This window comes from Mesorhizobium sp. 131-2-1 (assembly GCF_016756535.1).
In the GTDB taxonomy this organism is placed as follows: domain Bacteria; phylum Pseudomonadota; class Alphaproteobacteria; order Rhizobiales; family Rhizobiaceae; genus Mesorhizobium.
The window spans coordinates 3235562-3252357 of record NZ_AP023247.1; the positions used below are offsets into that span (position 1 = coordinate 3235562).

14 protein-coding genes and 1 tRNA gene are annotated in these 16796 nt (G+C 62.1%); 8 read left to right on the forward strand and 7 right to left on the reverse strand.

Annotated features, from left to right (window positions below; all coding sequences use genetic code 11):
* Positions 1-168: 168 nt before the first annotated feature.
* Positions 169-1143: a helix-turn-helix domain-containing protein gene (locus tag JG743_RS15510; protein WP_202302013.1), complete on the reverse strand. Its 975-nt coding sequence runs from the start codon at positions 1141-1143 to the stop codon at positions 169-171.
* A gap of 225 nt (positions 1144-1368) precedes the next feature.
* On the opposite strand from JG743_RS15510, the gene JG743_RS15515 reads away from it, so the two are divergent.
* The 3 genes from JG743_RS15515 (at position 1369) to JG743_RS15525 (ending at position 5355) form a co-directional block, all read left to right on the forward strand.
* On the forward strand, positions 1369-2154 hold the full coding sequence (locus JG743_RS15515; RefSeq protein WP_202302015.1) for a hypothetical protein: 786 nt from the start codon (positions 1369-1371) through the stop codon (positions 2152-2154).
* 698 nt (positions 2155-2852) lie between these two features.
* Complete coding sequence (locus JG743_RS15520) at positions 2853-4358, forward strand: arylsulfatase B (RefSeq protein WP_202302017.1); 1506 nt, start codon at positions 2853-2855, stop codon at positions 4356-4358.
* A gap of 37 nt (positions 4359-4395) precedes the next feature.
* Positions 4396-5355, forward strand: a complete 960-nt coding sequence (locus JG743_RS15525; RefSeq protein WP_244673155.1) for a formylglycine-generating enzyme family protein — start codon at positions 4396-4398, stop codon at positions 5353-5355.
* Between the two features lie 104 nt (positions 5356-5459).
* Here JG743_RS15525 and radC read toward each other — a convergent pair whose 3' ends face one another.
* A complete protein-coding gene (radC, locus tag JG743_RS15530) occupies positions 5460-6230 on the reverse strand; it encodes a RadC family protein (protein WP_202302019.1) in 771 nt (256 codons plus the stop codon).
* Positions 6231-6264: 34 nt separating this feature from the next.
* Positions 6265-7092, reverse strand: a complete 828-nt coding sequence (gene map, locus JG743_RS15535) for a type I methionyl aminopeptidase (RefSeq protein ID WP_202302021.1) — start codon at positions 7090-7092, stop codon at positions 6265-6267.
* 239 nt (positions 7093-7331) lie between these two features.
* Here map and JG743_RS15540 point away from each other — a divergent pair, with 239 nt between their 5' ends.
* The 3 genes from JG743_RS15540 to JG743_RS15550 all read left to right on the forward strand — a co-directional run bounded on the left by JG743_RS15540 (position 7332) and on the right by JG743_RS15550 (position 8469).
* Positions 7332-7718, forward strand: coding sequence for a hypothetical protein (locus JG743_RS15540; protein WP_244673156.1), 387 nt, complete (start codon positions 7332-7334; stop codon positions 7716-7718).
* Between the two features lie 116 nt (positions 7719-7834).
* Positions 7835-8071 (forward strand): hypothetical protein, encoded by a 237-nt coding sequence (locus JG743_RS15545; RefSeq protein ID WP_202302023.1) that lies wholly within the window; start codon positions 7835-7837, stop codon positions 8069-8071.
* Positions 8072-8172: 101 nt separating this feature from the next.
* Positions 8173-8469 carry a DUF982 domain-containing protein gene (locus tag JG743_RS15550; RefSeq protein WP_202302025.1) on the forward strand — a complete coding sequence of 99 codons (297 nt, stop codon included), beginning with the start codon at positions 8173-8175 and terminating at the stop codon, positions 8467-8469.
* A gap of 134 nt (positions 8470-8603) precedes the next feature.
* On the opposite strand, the gene JG743_RS15555 is transcribed toward JG743_RS15550, so the two are convergent.
* Positions 8604-9290: an aspartyl/asparaginyl beta-hydroxylase domain-containing protein gene (locus JG743_RS15555; protein WP_202302027.1), complete on the reverse strand. Its 687-nt coding sequence runs from the start codon at positions 9288-9290 to the stop codon at positions 8604-8606.
* 420 nt (positions 9291-9710) lie between these two features.
* Here JG743_RS15555 and JG743_RS15560 point away from each other — a divergent pair, with 420 nt between their 5' ends.
* Positions 9711-11915, forward strand: a complete 2205-nt coding sequence (locus JG743_RS15560; protein ID WP_202302029.1) for a CHASE2 domain-containing protein — start codon at positions 9711-9713, stop codon at positions 11913-11915.
* Positions 11916-12072: 157 nt separating this feature from the next.
* On the opposite strand, the gene JG743_RS15565 is transcribed toward JG743_RS15560, so the two are convergent.
* A complete protein-coding gene (locus tag JG743_RS15565; protein WP_202302031.1) occupies positions 12073-12939 on the reverse strand; it encodes a FecR family protein in 867 nt (288 codons plus the stop codon).
* A gap of 283 nt (positions 12940-13222) precedes the next feature.
* On the opposite strand from JG743_RS15565, the gene JG743_RS15570 reads away from it, so the two are divergent.
* Positions 13223-15109, forward strand: coding sequence for an adenylate/guanylate cyclase domain-containing protein (locus tag JG743_RS15570; RefSeq protein ID WP_202302033.1), 1887 nt, complete (start codon positions 13223-13225; stop codon positions 15107-15109).
* A gap of 217 nt (positions 15110-15326) precedes the next feature.
* Here the strand turns inward: JG743_RS15570 and JG743_RS15575 are convergent.
* Together JG743_RS15575 and JG743_RS15580 are read right to left on the reverse strand one after the other, a co-directional pair.
* A tRNA-Glu gene (locus JG743_RS15575) sits at positions 15327-15401 on the reverse strand.
* A 124-nt stretch (positions 15402-15525) separates the two neighbouring features.
* Positions 15526-16677 carry a D-Ala-D-Ala carboxypeptidase family metallohydrolase gene (locus JG743_RS15580; protein ID WP_244673197.1) on the reverse strand — a complete coding sequence of 384 codons (1152 nt, stop codon included), beginning with the start codon at positions 16675-16677 and terminating at the stop codon, positions 15526-15528.
* Positions 16678-16796: the final 119 nt, after the last annotated feature.

A 16796-nucleotide genomic window follows, 5' to 3' on the forward strand; every position in this document is an offset into this window, starting at 1 on the left:
AACCGAAATCGAACCGGTCCGCTTCCGACCTTGAGGGCCGGAGGCGTGTATTATTAGCAAGTTGGAATATACCAATTCGCAAGCGCGACTTCTATCCGGATTGCGCAAATTCCATCGAACTGCTTGCGATGATGACGCGGCGCATTTCTCAGCGCACGTTAAGCCCCGTCACGACCTTCCGGCACGCTGAATTGTTTCCTTAGGAGACTCGCCGAAGAACAGGCGATAATTCGCGGCGAAGCGGCCCAGATGGGTGACCCCAACATCCATAGCGATCGTTGTAACACTCAAGCCGTTGGCACGTGCCGTGGTAAGGAGCCGTCTGGCTTCGTTGAGGCGGAGCGCTCTGATGAATTCGAGCGGAGTTACAGCGAACGTGGTGCGAAAGGCATACTCGAGCTGTCGACGACTGACACCGATTTCCTTGCACAGTCGAACAATGGGTATGTCTTCCCGGATATGAGCACGAATGAAATCCTCGGCCGCCGACGCTTGTCTAAGATGACGGTTCGCGGAGCCGGCTGTCTCAGTCTCACGATTATCTGCGCCCGCGAAGGCGTCAGCCACCACCCCCAGATATTCCACGAACGCACTTGGAGGCTGCTCCGGCAGAACCGAACCGCCTGCAACTGTCCCGAGGCGGTCTGCCATCGACTTCATTTGGCGTCGGATTCTTTGCGCTTCGTCGGCGGTGAGCCGAACTGCCGCTGGGCGATCGCTGAACTGTTCGAGGACCATCCCCGCGGTAACCGACTGGATCTCCATCCAGGTCGCGGTCGGAACTATGGCGACTGCGTAGGTGAAGCCAGGCCGGACCGTTGCCGTCACGCTCGTGCCGGCAGGAATTGCCAGGATCAAGTCGTCTTCGAGCGGAATGCCGCATATTGTCGACCCACAGGCTCGCTCGATGGCCACTAACGCCACGGAGCCTGGATCGAAACCGCCGCTGGCGCGGAAGGCGCAGTTGAATTCTGGCAGGTCGAGCGCCCACTTGCCGGGGGACTGGATTTGCCGGATGCGCGAGGGAAGCCAGCCGGCCGAAAGCCTATCGACCTTCACGGGCAAACCAGAGGCGGCGCTGGTAAGGTCGTCAGGGCCAAGTAGCACATCCCTGTACGAAGGCGATGAAGGCCACGTGGTCAAGCAAGGCGTCCTTTGCGCAAAGTGGATAGAAGAATAATTGTATTAGCTATAGCTTAAGCGCAAATTGCGCGAGATCAATTGGCACTTAGGTGCCCCGACGAACGGCTTAGTGGGGATAGACCGTGCGGCCAAGTTGACAGAGCGCAAAGCGAGGGTCCATCCAGTATGGAAGAGGAGTCTCTGCTTGGCGTAATCGGGCAGTAAAAACGACAAATGGGGACGATGATGAAGAAATTTCGTTTGGGCGCCCTCGCAACGGCAGGTGTATTGGTACTTGGTGCGGCCAATGCCTTTGCAGCAGACATCGCCAAGCCACAGGATGAAGGTTGGACCTTCACCGTCGCCCCGTATTTGTGGGCATCGGGAATCAAGGGCGAAAGCGGCCTCTTCGGATTCCCGCCTCAGGATGTCGACGTTAGCTTCAGCGACGTGCTGAACAACCTCCAATTCGGCTTTATGGGGCTTACGGAAGCTCGCAACGGGCCTTTCACAATCAGCACGGACATAGTGTACGCCAAGCTCGACGCCAACATAGGCACCCCGAGAGGAGTCCTCGCCTCCAACATCGACGCGACGGTGAGCACCTTCATGGGCACTGCGCTCGCTGGTTACAGCGTTTACTATCAGGATGGGACGAATTTCGATCTGGTGGCCGGCGCCCGCCTCTGGTCGGTCGACAACAGTTTCGACTTCCATGGCGGTGGGCTTGACGGCAGCTCTGCGAGCGACGGCGATACGTGGGTCGACCCGGTGATCGGCGCCAAAATCAAGGCCAATGTTGGCAATGGGATTTACCTAGCCGGCTGGGCTCTCGTCGGTGGTTTCGGCGCGGGATCCAAATCGATGTGGGATGTGATGGGCGGTGCCGGCTACCAGTTCAACGACAAGATGTCGATGTTCGTCGGTTATCGGGCCATGCACGACAACTATAGCCACGACGGCTTCGTGAACAAACTCACTCAGCAGGGTCCGATGCTGGGGTTCACTTATCAATTCGCGGCCGCCCAATAGAATTGACATGAAGTGGTCGATTGGCGGCGGCGCCTGCGTTTTGGTGCCGGACTACTTCCGCTCCCATAGTTGAAATGGCGTACTGATTTTGCGCCACGGTCTGAAAAGCGTCTTCCCTCGCAGCCTGGAAGGATGCCGAAGTAGCCAATTCTGGTTTGGCCGCTGGTGCGGATCACCGCTTGTACGATCGTGCCGTGGACCGGAATTCCATTTTTTTGCCGGCGGTTGCTGCGCCCGGACATAACCCCACGGCTGCATAGGCAGGTTCGTCCAGGCTGAGCGGCGGGTCTCTGCGCGATGCAGGCCCAGGAGCAAAAAATACGTCCTTTGCGCAAAGTGGATAGCGGTACGGTTGTATTAGCTATAGCTTAATATCAATTGCGCGAGACCAATCAGCGCGGGCGTATCGCCGACCAACGGCGAGTGGGGAGCGTGAACGGGCAGGACCATTCCAGAAACGTGCGCAGAGGACATCGAGCGCCCTGCAGCAATCGTGCCTTGTGGGGCCAATGATTTCCTGGAGAGGCCATGACCGTGCTGACACCAACTCCTGGAACCCGAGAGATCTCGTGGCAACCAAGTCGGTCGAGTCGATACCGGCGCCTGGGCTGTCTCTTTGGATTCCAGGGGAATGATCGGCTCAGACACGTCATGGTTTTGAGTGGAACGGCACGAATCTGCAGCGCAGGGGCAAGAACATGAGCAACGATCGTGACTTCCCGGCTGAAGCCGGCATTAGCAACAAAATAACGCGGCGAGACGCATTGATGGCAGGTACGGCGGCGGCTGTTACGCGGTTTGCCGCTCCTGCCGGCCTTTCGGGGGCACTCGCCGGCCTCGCCGGCGTTCAGGTTGCCGCAGCCCAGCCCTCGCAGCCCAACATCGTCTTCATCGTTGCGGACGATCAGGGCTGGAAAGACGTCGGCTACCACGGCTCAGACATCAAGACGCCCAACATCGACAAGCTTGCCACTGAGGGGGCGCAGCTCGAAGAATATTACGTGCAGCCGATGTGCACACCGACGCGCTGCGCCCTCATGACCGGCCGCTATCCGCTACGCTATGGCATGCAGGTTGGCGTTGTCCCCGCAGCAGGGACCTATGGCCTTCCGCTTGACGAAACCCTTCTTCCGCAAATCCTCAGAGATGCGGGCTATCGGACAGCGATGAGTGGCAAATGGCACCTCGGCCATGCCAAGACGGCTTACTGGCCGAAACAACGTGGATTTGATTCATTCTACGGGGCGACCGTCGGCGAGATCGACCACTTCAAACATTCTTCGCACGGCATCGCGGACTGGTACCGCAACAACAAGCCGATCAAGGAGCCGGGCTTCGACAACACCCTGTTCGGTCAGGAGGCTGTCCGAGTCATCAAGGCTCACGATCAGAAGAAGCCGCTTTTTCTCTACCTCGCCTTCACCGCGCCCCACACGCCGTTCCAGGCGCCGAAGGAATATCTCGACCGGTATAAGAACATCACCGACGAGAACCGGAGAGCCTATGCCGCCATGGTCTCGGTGATCGATGACGAGGTCGGAAATGTCGTGGCCGCGCTCGAGAAGAAGGGGATTCGCGACAATACCCTCATCGTCTTCATGAGCGACAATGGTGGCGTCATCAATTCGATGTTTACCGGTGACTCGAAGGTGAAGGGCAAACTTCCTGCCGACAATGGTCCCTATCGCGATGGCAAAGGTACCCTCTATGAGGGAGGCACCCGCTCGGTTGCCTTCATGAACTGGCCCGGCAAGATCAAGCCTGGTGTCTTCAACGGCCTTATGCACGTCGTTGACATGTTGCCAACACTGGCTGGGCTGGCCGGCGCCAAGCCCGGCAAGGACAAACCCCTGGATGGCATGGATATGTGGCAGGCCATCAGCGAGGGCAAACCTTCGCCGCGCACGGAAATTGTCTACAATGTTGATCCGATGGTCGGCGCGGTGCGTGAGGGCGATTGGAAACTGGTGTGGGCAGCGGCGTTGCCGCAAAAGATAGAGCTTTTCAATTTGGCACAGGACAAATCGGAAGCCACCAATCTGGCCGACAAGAACCCTGATAAAGTCAAGGAGTTGCAGGCAAGGATTACGGAGCTGGCAACCCAGATGAAACCCCCGCTTTTGCTGCTGGAAGCCGTGCGGTTGACGTTCTTCACGCCGCTGGTGACACCAAGCCCGGAAGATATGTTCGCTGCGGGAGATTGAAAGGCAGATGAGTCTGCCGTCCAGGCGAGACCGCACGATGACTGAGGCACGACTTGCCGCAACGCCGGCGGCCTCGTCGCACGGCGATATGGTCTGGATTCCAGGCGGCCAATTCCTGATGGGCTCGGACAGCCACTATCCGGAAGAGGCACCGGCGCATCGCGTCATCGTCGGCGGCTTCTGGATGGATCGCACGACGGTCACAAACGCGGAATTCAGGCGCTTCGTCGAGGCGACCGGCTATGTCACGCTGGCCGAGCGTCCGGCAAATGCCGCGGACTATCCTGGGGCCAGCACAGAATCGTTGACGCCGGCTTCAGCCTTGTTCGTCAAGCCTCAGCGCGGCATCGATCCGAACAATCACTACAGCTGGTGGGCCTACGTGCGCGGCGCCAACTGGCGGCATCCGCGCGGGCCCGCCAGTAGCATCAAGAAGCTCGACACCCATCCTGTCGTGCACATCGCATATGAAGACGCACAAGCTTATGCGAAATGGGCGGGAAAGGCGCTGCCGACCGAAGCCGAGTGGGAATTCGCTTCGCGCGGCGGGCTGGACGGCGCCGAATTCGTATGGGGCGACGAACTGACCCCCGGCGGCCAGCACATGGCCAACACCTATCAGGGCGAGTTTCCGTATCGCAACGACTGTGAGGACGGCTACGAATGGACTGCCCCGGTCGCTTCCTTCCCGGCGAACGGCTATGGCCTCTTCGACATGGCCGGCAACGTCTGGCAGTGGACCACGGACTGGTACCAGGAGCACCGCCGGATCGAAAGCCCCTGTTGCACGATGGCCAACCCGCGCGGCGGCGAACGCGAGGCGAGCTACGATCCGGCGACGCCCGACATCAAGATTCCGCGCAGGGTTACCAAGGGCGGCTCCTTCCTGTGCGCTCCAAGTTATTGCCGGCGTTACCGACCGGCTGCACGCATGGCGCAATCGGTGGATACGTCAACCTGCCACCTTGGATTTCGGTGCATCGCGCCTGCGACATGAATTTGAAGCGCGGCTTGCTGAAGCGGATTCAGGCGACGCGCTTCAGTTCTTGTATCTACGCATGTCGTTTCCCAAAACCTCTGCGCACTTTTGAGCGTCATGCGTTAGATCAACAACAACCCCTTCATACTTGCATTGCCGTTCCTGCCGATGATGAGGTGGTCGTGGACGGCGATGCCCAGCGGTTTTGCGGTGTCGATGATCTGCTTGGTCATCTCGATGTCCGCGCGCGAGGGTGTCGGGTCTCCGGACGGATGGTTGTGGACCAGGATGATGGCGCTGGCCGAGAGTTCAAGCGCGCGCTTGACCACTTCGCGCGGATAGACCGGCGTGTGGTCGACGGTGCCGACCTGCTGCACCTCGTCGGCGATCAGCCCGTTCTTCTTGTCGAGGAACAGCACGCGGAACTGCTCGCGGCTCTCGAAGGCCATGGCTGAGCGGCAATAGTCGAGAAGCTGCGTCCAGTTCGAGACGATTTCGCGGCCGCGCACCTCGCCGCGCGCCATGCGCTGGGAAGCGGCTGCGATCACCTTGAGGTCGACCGCCACCGAGGGGCCGATGCCCTTCACCTCCTGCAGCAGCGCCACCGGCGCGCCAAGCACTTCCGCGAAGGTGCCGAAGCGGGCCAGCAAGGCCTTGGCGATCGGCTTGGTGTCGACGCGCGGGATCAGGCGAAAGAGCAGGAGTTCGAGAAGCTCGTAGTCGGGGAGGGCGTCGGGGCCGGCGGACGTGAAACGCTCGCGCAGACGGTCGCGATGGCCGTGATAGTGCGGCGGCTCGGCTGCCGCCTTTTTTTCAACCGCCGCTTTCCCCGCCGGCGGTTCGATCCACCGCTCGGAGAAAAATCCCCGCTCGTCGTCGCCGGTTTTCCCCATACCCGCCATACCCCCGAAGGCTTTGAGGGAAAGATTAGGCCGGCAGGCCGGGGCGGTCGAGTTTTTTCGGCGAGAGCGTAAAGATCTCGCAGCCGGTGTCGGTGACGCCGATCGTGTGCTCGTATTGCGCCGACAGCGAGCGGTCGCGCGTCACCGCGGTCCAGCCGTCCGACAGCACCTTCACATGCGGGCGGCCGAGATTGATCATCGGCTCGACGGTGAAGATCATGCCCGGCCGCATCTCGACGCCTTCGGTGGCGGTGCCGTAGTGCAGGATGTTCGGCGCGTCGTGGAACAGCAGGCCGACGCCGTGGCCGCAGAAATCGCGCACCACCGAGCAGCGCTCGGCCTCGGCATAGGTCTGGATGGCGGCGCCGATGGCGCCGGTGCGGGCGCCGGGCCGGATCGCGGCGATGCCGCGCATCAGGCACTCATGGGTGACCTCGAGCAGGCGCTCGGCGGCGCGTTTGATGGTGCCCACCGGATACATGCGCGAGGAATCGCCATGCCAGCCGTCGAGGATATAGGTGACGTCGATGTTGACGATGTCGCCATCCTTGAGCGGCTTGTTGTCGGGAATGCCGTGGCAGACGACATGGTTGATCGAGGTGCAGGACGATTTGGTGTAGCCGCGATAGTTGAGGGTCGCCGGCAGCGCGCCATGATCCATGCCGAACTCGAAGACGAAACGGTCGATCGCCTCGGTGGTGACGCCGGGCGCGACCATCGGCACCAGCTCGTCGAGGCAGCGGGCCGTGAGCTCGCAGGCCTTGCGCATGCCGGCAAAGCCTTCCTCGCCATAGAGGCGGATCTGGCCGGTGTTTCTGAGCGGTGCCGTGGCGGCGTCGAGATAGGTAACCATTTACGTCCGTTTGCCGGGTGGATTGGCCCATGATGCGAGCCGTCACGAAAATCTCCCCAGATTTGGCACCGGAAGCCGCAAGGTTCAAGGACGAACTGCCGGCGACGGACTTAAGCCCGCTATATTCGGCCCGGATGTCCCAGCCATCCGCCCGGTCCGGTGCCGGATCGGCCATGTGCTTTCCTTTTCAGGCCCTGTGGGTTAGGGCGGGGGTAGAGTTTGGAGAGCTTTGGCCTTTGATGGCATCCACGCGCGCAAGATCATCGCTGTCGCTGGTCAGGGCGGCCTGCTCGGGGCTGATGGCCCTGCTGCTGGTGTCGCTGATCGGCCTCGCGCAGCAGCAGGCATCGAGCGCCGCCACTAGCGGCGGCGCCGGCATCAGCGCGTCGCGGCAGGGCGATCATGCTGCGCTGCTGCGCATCACCGGCAAAGCGCAGGCGCTCGAAGTCCGTGCCGGCCGGGTACTGCCGGTCAAGTTCCTGAGCGGCGATGCCGGCGCGCTTGCGCCGACGGCCCACAGTCTCCTCGTCGACCAGGCTTCGCCGGTCCAGGCAGTAGCCGCGCCGGCTGCCATGCCCTTGCGGCAGGCGAGCACCAACCAGCCACGCGCGCCGCCTTTCGCCTGAGCCGAGCGGTCGCCGACCGCGCCTTCAAACCATTCCCCATTCTTTCGCGTCGCGATCCGCGCGGCGGCCGCCGGCCGTCCCGCGCCGCGTGGCGCGCCATTTCCGGAACATGCTCAATGCAACGCATCAAGACATTCAAGACGCTGACGCGCGCCGTGTCGGCCGCGCTCTTTCTCTCCGTCCAGGTGATCATCTGCATCGGAACCGTCTATTGGGCGGTCGCCGAGACGCTCGGCATGGCGGGCACGGCGGCGATGGTGCTGGGCGGCATCTTTGCCGTACCCTCGGCCTTCGCCCTGTTCTTCGTCAGCCGCATGGCCTTCGAGGCGGAAACCGATCCGGCCAACCAGTAGGCTGACCGCACTGAGGACACATTCCTGGGTCAAAAGCCCGGCCAAAAGCAATTTTCAGGACGAGCGGCGCCGCGTGGCGGCGCCGGTCCGGGAGACAGGGAATGGACAGATTGCAATTCGAGGTGCCGGTGCGCATCGCGCCAGCACCTGGCCTGCCGGTCGAGGAGATCTACGGCGTCGAGCAGGCGCTCGATTTCCTGCAGGACTGGCCGGCCCGTCGCCAGGGCAAGGTCTACGAGGCCGCGTTCAACGCCTGCTTCGGCGCCACGGTGGATGTGGTCAAGACCGAGGAAGCGTGCCGGGCGTTCATGGCGTTCTGCCGCGTCAGCGGTCTCTTGGCCAGGGACATGATGGTTCCCGGCAAGCGCAGCGGCGAGGCGAGGGGGCTGCGGGTCTAGAGCGGTTCAGCGCTTCACGGAATCCGCCCTAAGTCTTTGTTTCTACGCAATTCCGGACGGAAAACCGCTACGCACTTTTCCTGGAATTGCTCTAACCTCGTCGGCCAACGCGCCCTTGCGGCCAATCCGGGCATTCATCCGGAAAAAGACACCCCCCGATAGCGCATCCCCGTCTGCACGCCGCGAACGATCAGCCTGGACAGGATTTCCATGTCCAGCGGCATTCGCGGGCGCCAGACATCGAGCAACAGGGCGACGCGAGCCTGGTCCGCGTTGTTCATGACCTCGTGCGGAAAAGTGTCGTCCCACAGCATGCACTCGCCATCGGCGATCCGCTTCTCCTGATGGTTGATCATCATGACCGTTGCCGGCCGCCCATCCGCCTGTTTCGGGATGACCAGGCCGAGGTGAAACCTCATGATGCCGCGGAATGGTCCGCGATGGCGGGGTATGTGTTTGCGCGGGGCAAGGAACGAGATGGCCGCCGATTTCACCTCCGGGCATTCGGCAAGCAACCGGCCGAGCACCGGCATGCGGGCGAGGTTTTCCGGAACCGGAAGATCGTAGGCCTTGAGCACGAACATGCGCCAGTCGAGCCCGTCATTGGCCGAGATCTCGGCCTGCTCCGGCATGATGTCGTGGAAGCGCGGCACCTTGCCGAGCTGCACGGAAAGCGCCTCGTCGCGGATCGTCCGCCAGGCGGCTGTGAACTTCGCCGCATTGAGAAAATGCTTGCCGGCATCGAGAATCGCCGGCGCGTCGATGCGTTTCTCATAGATGCGGCGGACCAGACCGGTTCCGAGATCGTAGGCGTTCGGCATCTCGCTACCTCGATGGATTTACAGATATGGCGGGCGACTGCTTCCGGGCCTTTGCTCACGGAGATTTGTTCAAGGCTGTTGAACTCTGGACGGACCTCGCGCCTCCGATGTCCTGGGTCTTCGCGGCCCGCCTGGGGAGGACGATCGCGCTGGAGAACAGGGCGGGTGGGGGGCTGTCGCAGAGGGTGGCTTTTCGAGCCGTTTCCTAGTGCAATGGGCACCAGTCAACTCGAAGCCTTGCGCGTGCGCATGCTCATTTGATCTGTTCAACCACTGGAGCCGGCTTATCGGCGTTGCCTGCAGGTTGGCGATTGCGCTTTCGCCGGGAACAATGCAGCCTAGCGTTGGGGTTCGAGAAGCTATTTCCCGGGGCGGGACCATGCAGGACGGATTCGCGGCACAGCAACTGGTGCAGAAGTGATGACACGCGCTCAGTTGGCCGGCGTCATCCTGGGCCTGTCGCTGGTAGCGGTGTTTACCATTGTCCGGGCGAGGGATCCGCAGCCGTTGAGGCTCGCCCGCGAAGCGACGTTCGACCAATATCAGCGGCTGGCACCTCGCAGCTTCGAGGCGATGCCTGTCCGCGTGGTCGACATAGACGAGGCCTCATTGCGGCAGTTCGGCCAGTGGCCGTGGCCCAGGGATCGCATGGCGGCTCTGGTCGATAAACTGACGGAGCTTGGTGCGGCAGTCATCGCGTTCGACATCCTTTTCGCCGAGCCCGATCGTCTGTCGCCTCGCACTGTTGTCCGCGACGTGCCAGGCATCGATACTGCCCTGCTCGATCGCCTGCCCGACAACGACGAGATCTTCGCCCGGTCGATCGCCGGCAAGCCGGTTGTCCTGGGTTACGGCATCTCCAACGAAGGGAACTATCATCCGCAAGTGAAGGCTGGCATTGCCTTTACGGGCGAGAGCCCGGTCGATGCTCCTCCCCATATCAGGGCAGCCACACCGCTGCGGCCGCAGCTTGAGGCCAATGCCGCCGGCATTGGACATATCAGCCTCAATCCGGGCAGATCGACTGCTGTGGTGAGGACAGCTCCACTCTTTCTCAGCGATGGCGAGCAGCTTTATCCGGACCTTGCCCTCGAAGCCATGAGGGTAGCGCAGGGCGCCTCCACCTATCTCATTGCCGGCGCGCCGGAGGGGCAGGGCATAATGACCTCCGTCAAGATCGGCGACTTCGTTATCCCGGTGACCTCCGCCGGTGAACTCTGGCTCTATGTCAGTCCCGACAGGGCGGAACGGTATGTTTCGGCGAAGGACGTGCTTGCACCCGACGGCGTCTCCCCCAAAACAAGGGCCGCGATCGAGGGCAGCATCGTGTTTGTCGGCACCTCCTCCGCCGGGCTGCAGGATATTCGTGTCACTGCGCTCGGTGAGAACGTGCCAGGCGTCTCGATCCACGCGCAGATTGTCGAGCAGGTACTGTCCAGCCACTATCTGTCGCGGCCCGACTGGGCAAACGGGCTGGAAATCGCGTTGATCGCCATGCTGGGCACCCTTCTGGTGTTTCTCACGATTTTCGTAAGCCCCGCGATCGCGCTCGCCTGCGGCCTGGCGATCACGGGCCTGGCGCTCGTCGCATCATGGTTTGCCTTTTCGCTTGCGGGACTGCTGTTCGACCCTTTTGCGCCAATCGTCATGGGCTCGATCACGCATTTCGCGACCACCTCTTTCCGCTTCCTGGTGACCGACCGGGAGCGGCGCGCGATCCGGCGGGCCTTCGGCCAATATTTGTCGCCATCGCTTCTCTACCGCATCGAGCACACGCGCAACGCACTTCGTCTTGGCGGCGACGATCGCGAGCTGACAGTGATGTTTGTCGATGTGCGAAACTTCACCGAGATCAGCGAAAGACTACCGCCCACCGCCGTCGTGCGGTTTCTGAACACGCTTCTCGACGCGCTCAGCCGTCATGTCACCGCCAATGAAGGCACACTCGACAAGTTCATCGGCGATTCGATCATGGCCTTTTGGAATGCCCCGATCGATGTCACCGATCATCCCGCCAAAGCCGTTCGCGCGGCATTGGCCATGCGCGAGACGATTGCTCGCCTCAACGAAAGCGATGCATTCGGATTCGGGGTGGGGCAGACGGTTCGCATCGGTATCGGGATCCATACCGGTGTCGCCTGCGTCGGAAACATGGGTGCGGAGTCGCGATTCAACTATTCGGCGGTTGGCGACGCGGTGAATGTCGCAGCGCGTATCGAGACAGCGTGCAAGACGGTGAGTTTCGACATCCTCGCGTCCGACGACACAGTAAGATCGCTGCCAGGCTGGGCCTCCCTCCACGCGGGATCGCTGGAGCTCAAGGGAAAGAGCGCGAGGACGAGAATCAATGCCGTCGTCGGCGATGAAAATGTTGCGTCGTCGCCGGATTTTGCGGAATTGCAGATACTCCACGGCAAGCTCGTCGAGGCATTGCGTTCGCGCTCGCCACGCAGCCGACGGATCATCGCGGCGGCCAAAGCCAAGGCCGCGGGCCTGCCGGCTGGCTTGCAGGACTTCTATGGCCGGATATCGCGCAGACCGGATGATTTTCTTGCCAAACGGGCGGGAGCGGCGGTGGAAGCGAATGCCGGCTATGCGGAGCAACAATTCGGCTCCGGTTCCTGACCTGCATTCAGACAGGGCAAGTTGACCGCCGCACTCGCTGCTCTTCAAGGGCAATGATTTCGTCCCCACCGACGTAGAAGCACGTTGGCCCCGACCGGCCAGCGAAGCCGAGCACAGGACGCGCCAGGAAAAAGAGCGGCTGTCTGTTGCGCTTGCCCTATCCGTATTTTCGGCCAGGACCGTAGGATTTTCCGGGATTGCTGGGGTCGTGCTTGCCCGGGTCATTTCCATGACCGTTGTTGCCATCATCTGTCGGCGGGGCCGGCGGATCCGGCGGATTGGGTGTGCCCGGACTCGGTGGACTGGGCGCCCGTTGCTGCTGCGGCCGCGGCGTATGCTCCTGCTGAATGGCGGCCGTAAGCCCGCAATTTCCACCCGTGCCGAAGCCTCCCGAAAGCTGCTGAGTGCCGGTCAGAAACGGCAACGCCCGCTGGGTGCCGAGTGCGGCGAGCACAGATCGATTGACCTTGGTAACGTCGCTCATTGCGCCTGATGGCGACGCGACCACACAATCGCAGCGCTGCTTCAGTTCCCTGCATCCGCCGCCGCTGCAGAATCGAGCCGACCCCTTCAGGAGCACGACGGCGGTTTTGCCGTTGGGCGCGATGTGGACATCGAATGCTGTTCCCCGCACGCCTATCGTGCCTGCAGGCGTGACGATCTGGTAGGCGGACGAGGACGAGCTTCCGCTTATCCAGCGAAACGTTCCCTTGGCAGCGCGGATGGTAAGGTTCTTCACCGAATTATCATCGTTGAAGACGTACTTGTCGATGACGACGGAAGAACCCCACCCTACCGCCAGTTTGGTGCCATCCAGGAACACGAATTGGCCAAGCCCGGTATTGGATGTCCTGATACGTTCGTCCCGATGAACGGGTGCGCTGACCACCAGCGGTCCGGTTGCGCCGGTGACGGCAGTCTTGATCACGACTGCCTTGCCGACTGTTTCGGCGGCGGCTATCGGTGTCGTATTGTTGAGCGTCGCGGCAAGCGCGACAATAGCAGCCCACCTCAAGGACGGCATGGCATCCCTCCTGCAAAGCTTTTATTAGCACATGCTCAAAAGACTGTCCTTAGGCCACGGCATACCTCAAATGGAGTAGGGCAGAGCTCGTTCGCAAGCCGCAGCCGGGAGCGGGCTTTGTGGCTATCGCGCGCTTGTGCAGAGGCGTAGGTTTGTCTGATTGAACCGTTTCCGAGCCACAATCCCTCCTGATGCCCAAGGGCTGCGACAACGGAATTTCCATATTAGCACGTACCACCGAACCTGATACTTTGGCCTTCTCTGAACAACTCGGACTTCACTTATGGAGCGCCGGCTTACCGCGATCCTCGCTGCCGATGTGGTCGGCTACTCCAGGCTCATGGGGCTGGACGAGGCGGGCACGCTGTCGGCGCTGAAGACCCACCGACGCGAGATGGCGGACGCCAAGATTGCTGAACATCGGGGGCGGATCGTCAAGCTCACCGGCGATGGCATGCTGGTCGAGTTCCCAAGCGTGGTGAACGCCGTGGCGTGTGCCGCCGAGATCCAGCGCAAAATGCGCGAGCGCAATGTCGACGTTTCGGAAGACAGGCGGATCGAGTTCCGCATCGGCGTCCATCTCGGCGATATCATTGTCGAGGACAACGACATTTACGGCGACGGCGTCAACATCGCGGCGCGTATCGAGAGCATGGCCAGGCCGGGCGGCGTAGCAGTGTCCGGTTCGGTCCGCGACAATGTCGGCAACCGGCTCGACTTGACCTTCGAGGATACGGGCGAGCAAATACTGAAGAACATCGAGCGGCCGGTCAGGGTCTATAACGTCGACCTCTTCGCTGACGCGGCGCCCCGATCCATTGCCTCGATCGCTCGAGAGAAAGCCGAGCCGGCCGCCCGTGCCAAGCCGTCGATCGCCGTCCTTCCCTTCAACAACATGAGCGGCGACCCCGAGCAGGAATACTTCTCCGACGGAATCACCGAGGACATCATCACCGACCTCAGCAAGGTCGGGGCACTGGCGGTCACTGCGCGCAACACAACCTTCGCCCTCAAAGGCAAGGCAATGGACGTGAGCGAAGCGGCGCGGCAATTGCGAGTTTCGCATGTGCTGGAAGGCAGCGTGCGCAAGGCGGGAAGTCGCGTTCGGATCACCGCGCAGTTGATCGACGGGATGAGTGGGCATCATCTGTGGGCCGAGCGCTACGACCGTGATCTCAACGACATATTCGCCCTTCAGGACGAGATCGCGCGGGCCATCGTCGATGCCCTGAAAATCCAGCTGATGCCGGCCGAGCATGCTGCCATCGGCAAGCGCACGACCGACAACGTTGAAGCCTATCAATATTACCTGATGGGACGGCAGCATTTCTTGCGCCTGGGCCGTCGCAATCACCTTTCCGCCCGGCGCCTCTACCAGCGAGCGCTCGAGATCGATCCCGAATACGCGCTGGCGCGGGCCGGGCTGGCGCTGGCTGAAGGCATGTTGCTGAGATCCGGAGATCGCAGCGCAAATCTTGTCACCTTGAGCGCCGAGGCGCAGCGCGCACTGGCATTGGACTCGACGCTGGCGGAAGCTCACGTGGCTGACGCGATGGTACATTTCCAGAAGGAGAAGATCGAACTGGCAGGCGTTGCCTGCCGGCGAGCAATCGCGCTCGATCCCAATCTCTACGAGGCGCACAGGACCTTGGGCGACGTGCTGCGCATGGAGCGCAAGTTTGCAGAGGCCGCGGCCGCATATGAAAAGGCGGCGGAGGTTGATCGCAACAGCTATGGTGCGATGTGCATGCTCTGGGATTGCCGCAAGACCCTGGGCGACGAGGAGGAGGCCCACAGGCTTTCACAGGGGGTGCTGACCCGCATCGAGAAAGCCATGCAATTGTATCCGGACGATGGGGCAGCCTATGCCTATGGCTGCTACATCCTCCATAATCTCGGCCTGGACGAACGCGCCGTCGAATGGGCTGAGCGCGCGATCACCATCGATCCGGAGGACTATAACAGTCACTACAATGTCGCGTGTTTCCTGGCTGCGATCGGCGCCGTCGAAAAGGCGATCGACACGCTGGAGCACAGCGTGCCGCAGCTTGGATTGCAGCAAGTGCACTGGATGGCGCAGGACGTGGATATGAATCCGCTGCGCGATCATCCGCGCTATCTGGAGCTGATCGAGCGCCTGGAGATCAGTTTGGCCGAGGCGGAAGGCTGATCAACCAGCGGGCCCGAATTGCGGCCTCGTGGAGCTTAGAGCCACTTCCCCGTGCGGGACTGCGATGACGGCTGTGGGGGCCACAGGGAACGCCGAGGACAACACAGCGCCGGGCTCGGTGGATTTATGTTCGCGGGTCCCGGGTGTTTGAACAGCTCTCTCGTCTGTTCAGAAGCGTTCTTTCGAACGCCCAATGAAATCAAGGCACTTGAGAATTTGGTACGCCCAAGGGGAATCGAACCCCTGTTACCGCCGTGAAAGGGCGGTGTCCTGACCGCTAGACGATGGGCGCGCTCAGATGCAGCGGCTTATAATTGCGTTGTTCGCAACCGGCAACCCGTCTGCCGCCGCCTGCGACAACTTTTTTCAACAGTGGCAAAAATCGCGATTGCGGGGGGCAGGACTACCGCGAAGCCTCAGCCGTCACCACCGCCGCTGCGCCGACGGCAGCGCCAGTTCCAGTCGCGCTCGGGGCCGACGTCGACATGGACGGATTCGGTGTGGCAGTAGGTGCCGACGCCGCCGCGGCCTGGCATCGAGCGGATATAGCTCGCCAGCTCCCATTTGGAGACGCCGGGAACCTGGATGTCGGCGGCGGCGCAATACATGTGCAGCGAATTCTTGGCGCCGTTGGCGCGGCGGTTGCGGGCCGGGTCGCGATAGCCGGAGGTGACCATCATCTTGCGGCCGTAGTGACCCTCGATCGTCTTCAGCACGCGCACCAGCGACGGCTTCAGGCAGGCGACGTCGACGCTCTCGTTCTGCTTCAACAGGCCGTTCGGCGCGAGCCGCGCCATGCCGGCGGCCGAGGCCACCTGGTAGAGGCCGCCCGAGCCTTCGTCCTCGTTGAGGTCGACGTCGCTCTCATCGTCGATGCCGGACTTGCGCTTGATCTCGAACAGCGCGGTCTGGCGCACGCCGGGCAGGGCATCGGCGCCGGTGATATGATTGCTCGGGTCGTCGAGCGAGGCCAGTTGCACCGGCTTTTCGGCCGGGGTTGCGGAAGCCAGCGTGATGATCGGCTTGGCAGGCGCCTTGGCGACGGCCGGCTGGTCGCCCGAGCGCGTGTTGACCAGCGGCGCCGGCGCCGCCGAGGCAGGCGTGGTGCTGAACAGCGAGGCGAACAGGCCCTTCTTCGGTGCGCTGATCTGCTGCTGCGGAGCTTCGCCCGCTGTCACGTAGACGCCGTTGTTCATTGGCTGCGCGGCCGCCTCGGCCTGCGGCTTGGCCGCGCTCGCGGTGGCGTCGCCGGCGGCGACCTGTTGGGCGACGGCTTGCGTTTGCTCGGCCGTCTGGGCGGGCTGCACCAGCGGCTGCGGCGTGTTGCCGGCAATGCTGTCGGCGCCGGCGGGCACGTTGATCGGGAAGGCCGCCCCGGGCTTGGTCACCGGTACGTAGGCGACCTTTTCAGGCAAGGGCTTGTCGCTATCGTCCATCACGGTCGATACCGCCTCCGAAGAGGCGGAAGTTGCCTGCAGCGACGAATCGGTCGAGCCTGCCGGCCTGGCACTGGTTGCCGCGCTCATCTCGGTGGAGGTGGTATTATAGGCAGGCATGCCGACCGACATGGTCGGGTCGCCGGCAGAGGTGCAGGAGGCCAAAAGCACGGAGAAAAGCGCCGCCGCAATGCTGCGACTTTCCCTTCGTGCGAGACGCCAACCACCTGATTTCAAAACTAAATTCCCCC

Coding starts and splice junctions, on each gene's coding strand:
- JG743_RS15525 (WP_244673155.1), top strand. CDS start 4,396: ATGACTGAGGCACGACTTGCCGCAACGCCGGCGGCCTCGTCGCACGGC.
- map (WP_202302021.1), bottom strand. CDS start 7,092: ATGGTTACCTATCTCGACGCCGCCACGGCACCGCTCAGAAACACCGGC.
- JG743_RS15565 (WP_202302031.1), bottom strand. CDS start 12,939: ATGCCGTCCTTGAGGTGGGCTGCTATTGTCGCGCTTGCCGCGACGCTC.
- JG743_RS15550 (WP_202302025.1), top strand. CDS start 8,173: ATGGACAGATTGCAATTCGAGGTGCCGGTGCGCATCGCGCCAGCACCT.
- radC (WP_202302019.1), bottom strand. CDS start 6,230: ATGGGGAAAACCGGCGACGACGAGCGGGGATTTTTCTCCGAGCGGTGG.
- JG743_RS15520 (WP_202302017.1), top strand. CDS start 2,853: ATGAGCAACGATCGTGACTTCCCGGCTGAAGCCGGCATTAGCAACAAA.
- JG743_RS15515 (WP_202302015.1), top strand. CDS start 1,369: ATGAAGAAATTTCGTTTGGGCGCCCTCGCAACGGCAGGTGTATTGGTA.
- JG743_RS15580 (WP_244673197.1), bottom strand. CDS start 16,677: ATGTCGGTCGGCATGCCTGCCTATAATACCACCTCCACCGAGATGAGC.
- JG743_RS15540 (WP_244673156.1), top strand. CDS start 7,332: ATGGCATCCACGCGCGCAAGATCATCGCTGTCGCTGGTCAGGGCGGCC.
- JG743_RS15545 (WP_202302023.1), top strand. CDS start 7,835: ATGCAACGCATCAAGACATTCAAGACGCTGACGCGCGCCGTGTCGGCC.
- JG743_RS15555 (WP_202302027.1), bottom strand. CDS start 9,290: ATGCCGAACGCCTACGATCTCGGAACCGGTCTGGTCCGCCGCATCTAT.
- JG743_RS15560 (WP_202302029.1), top strand. CDS start 9,711: ATGACACGCGCTCAGTTGGCCGGCGTCATCCTGGGCCTGTCGCTGGTA.
- JG743_RS15570 (WP_202302033.1), top strand. CDS start 13,223: ATGGAGCGCCGGCTTACCGCGATCCTCGCTGCCGATGTGGTCGGCTAC.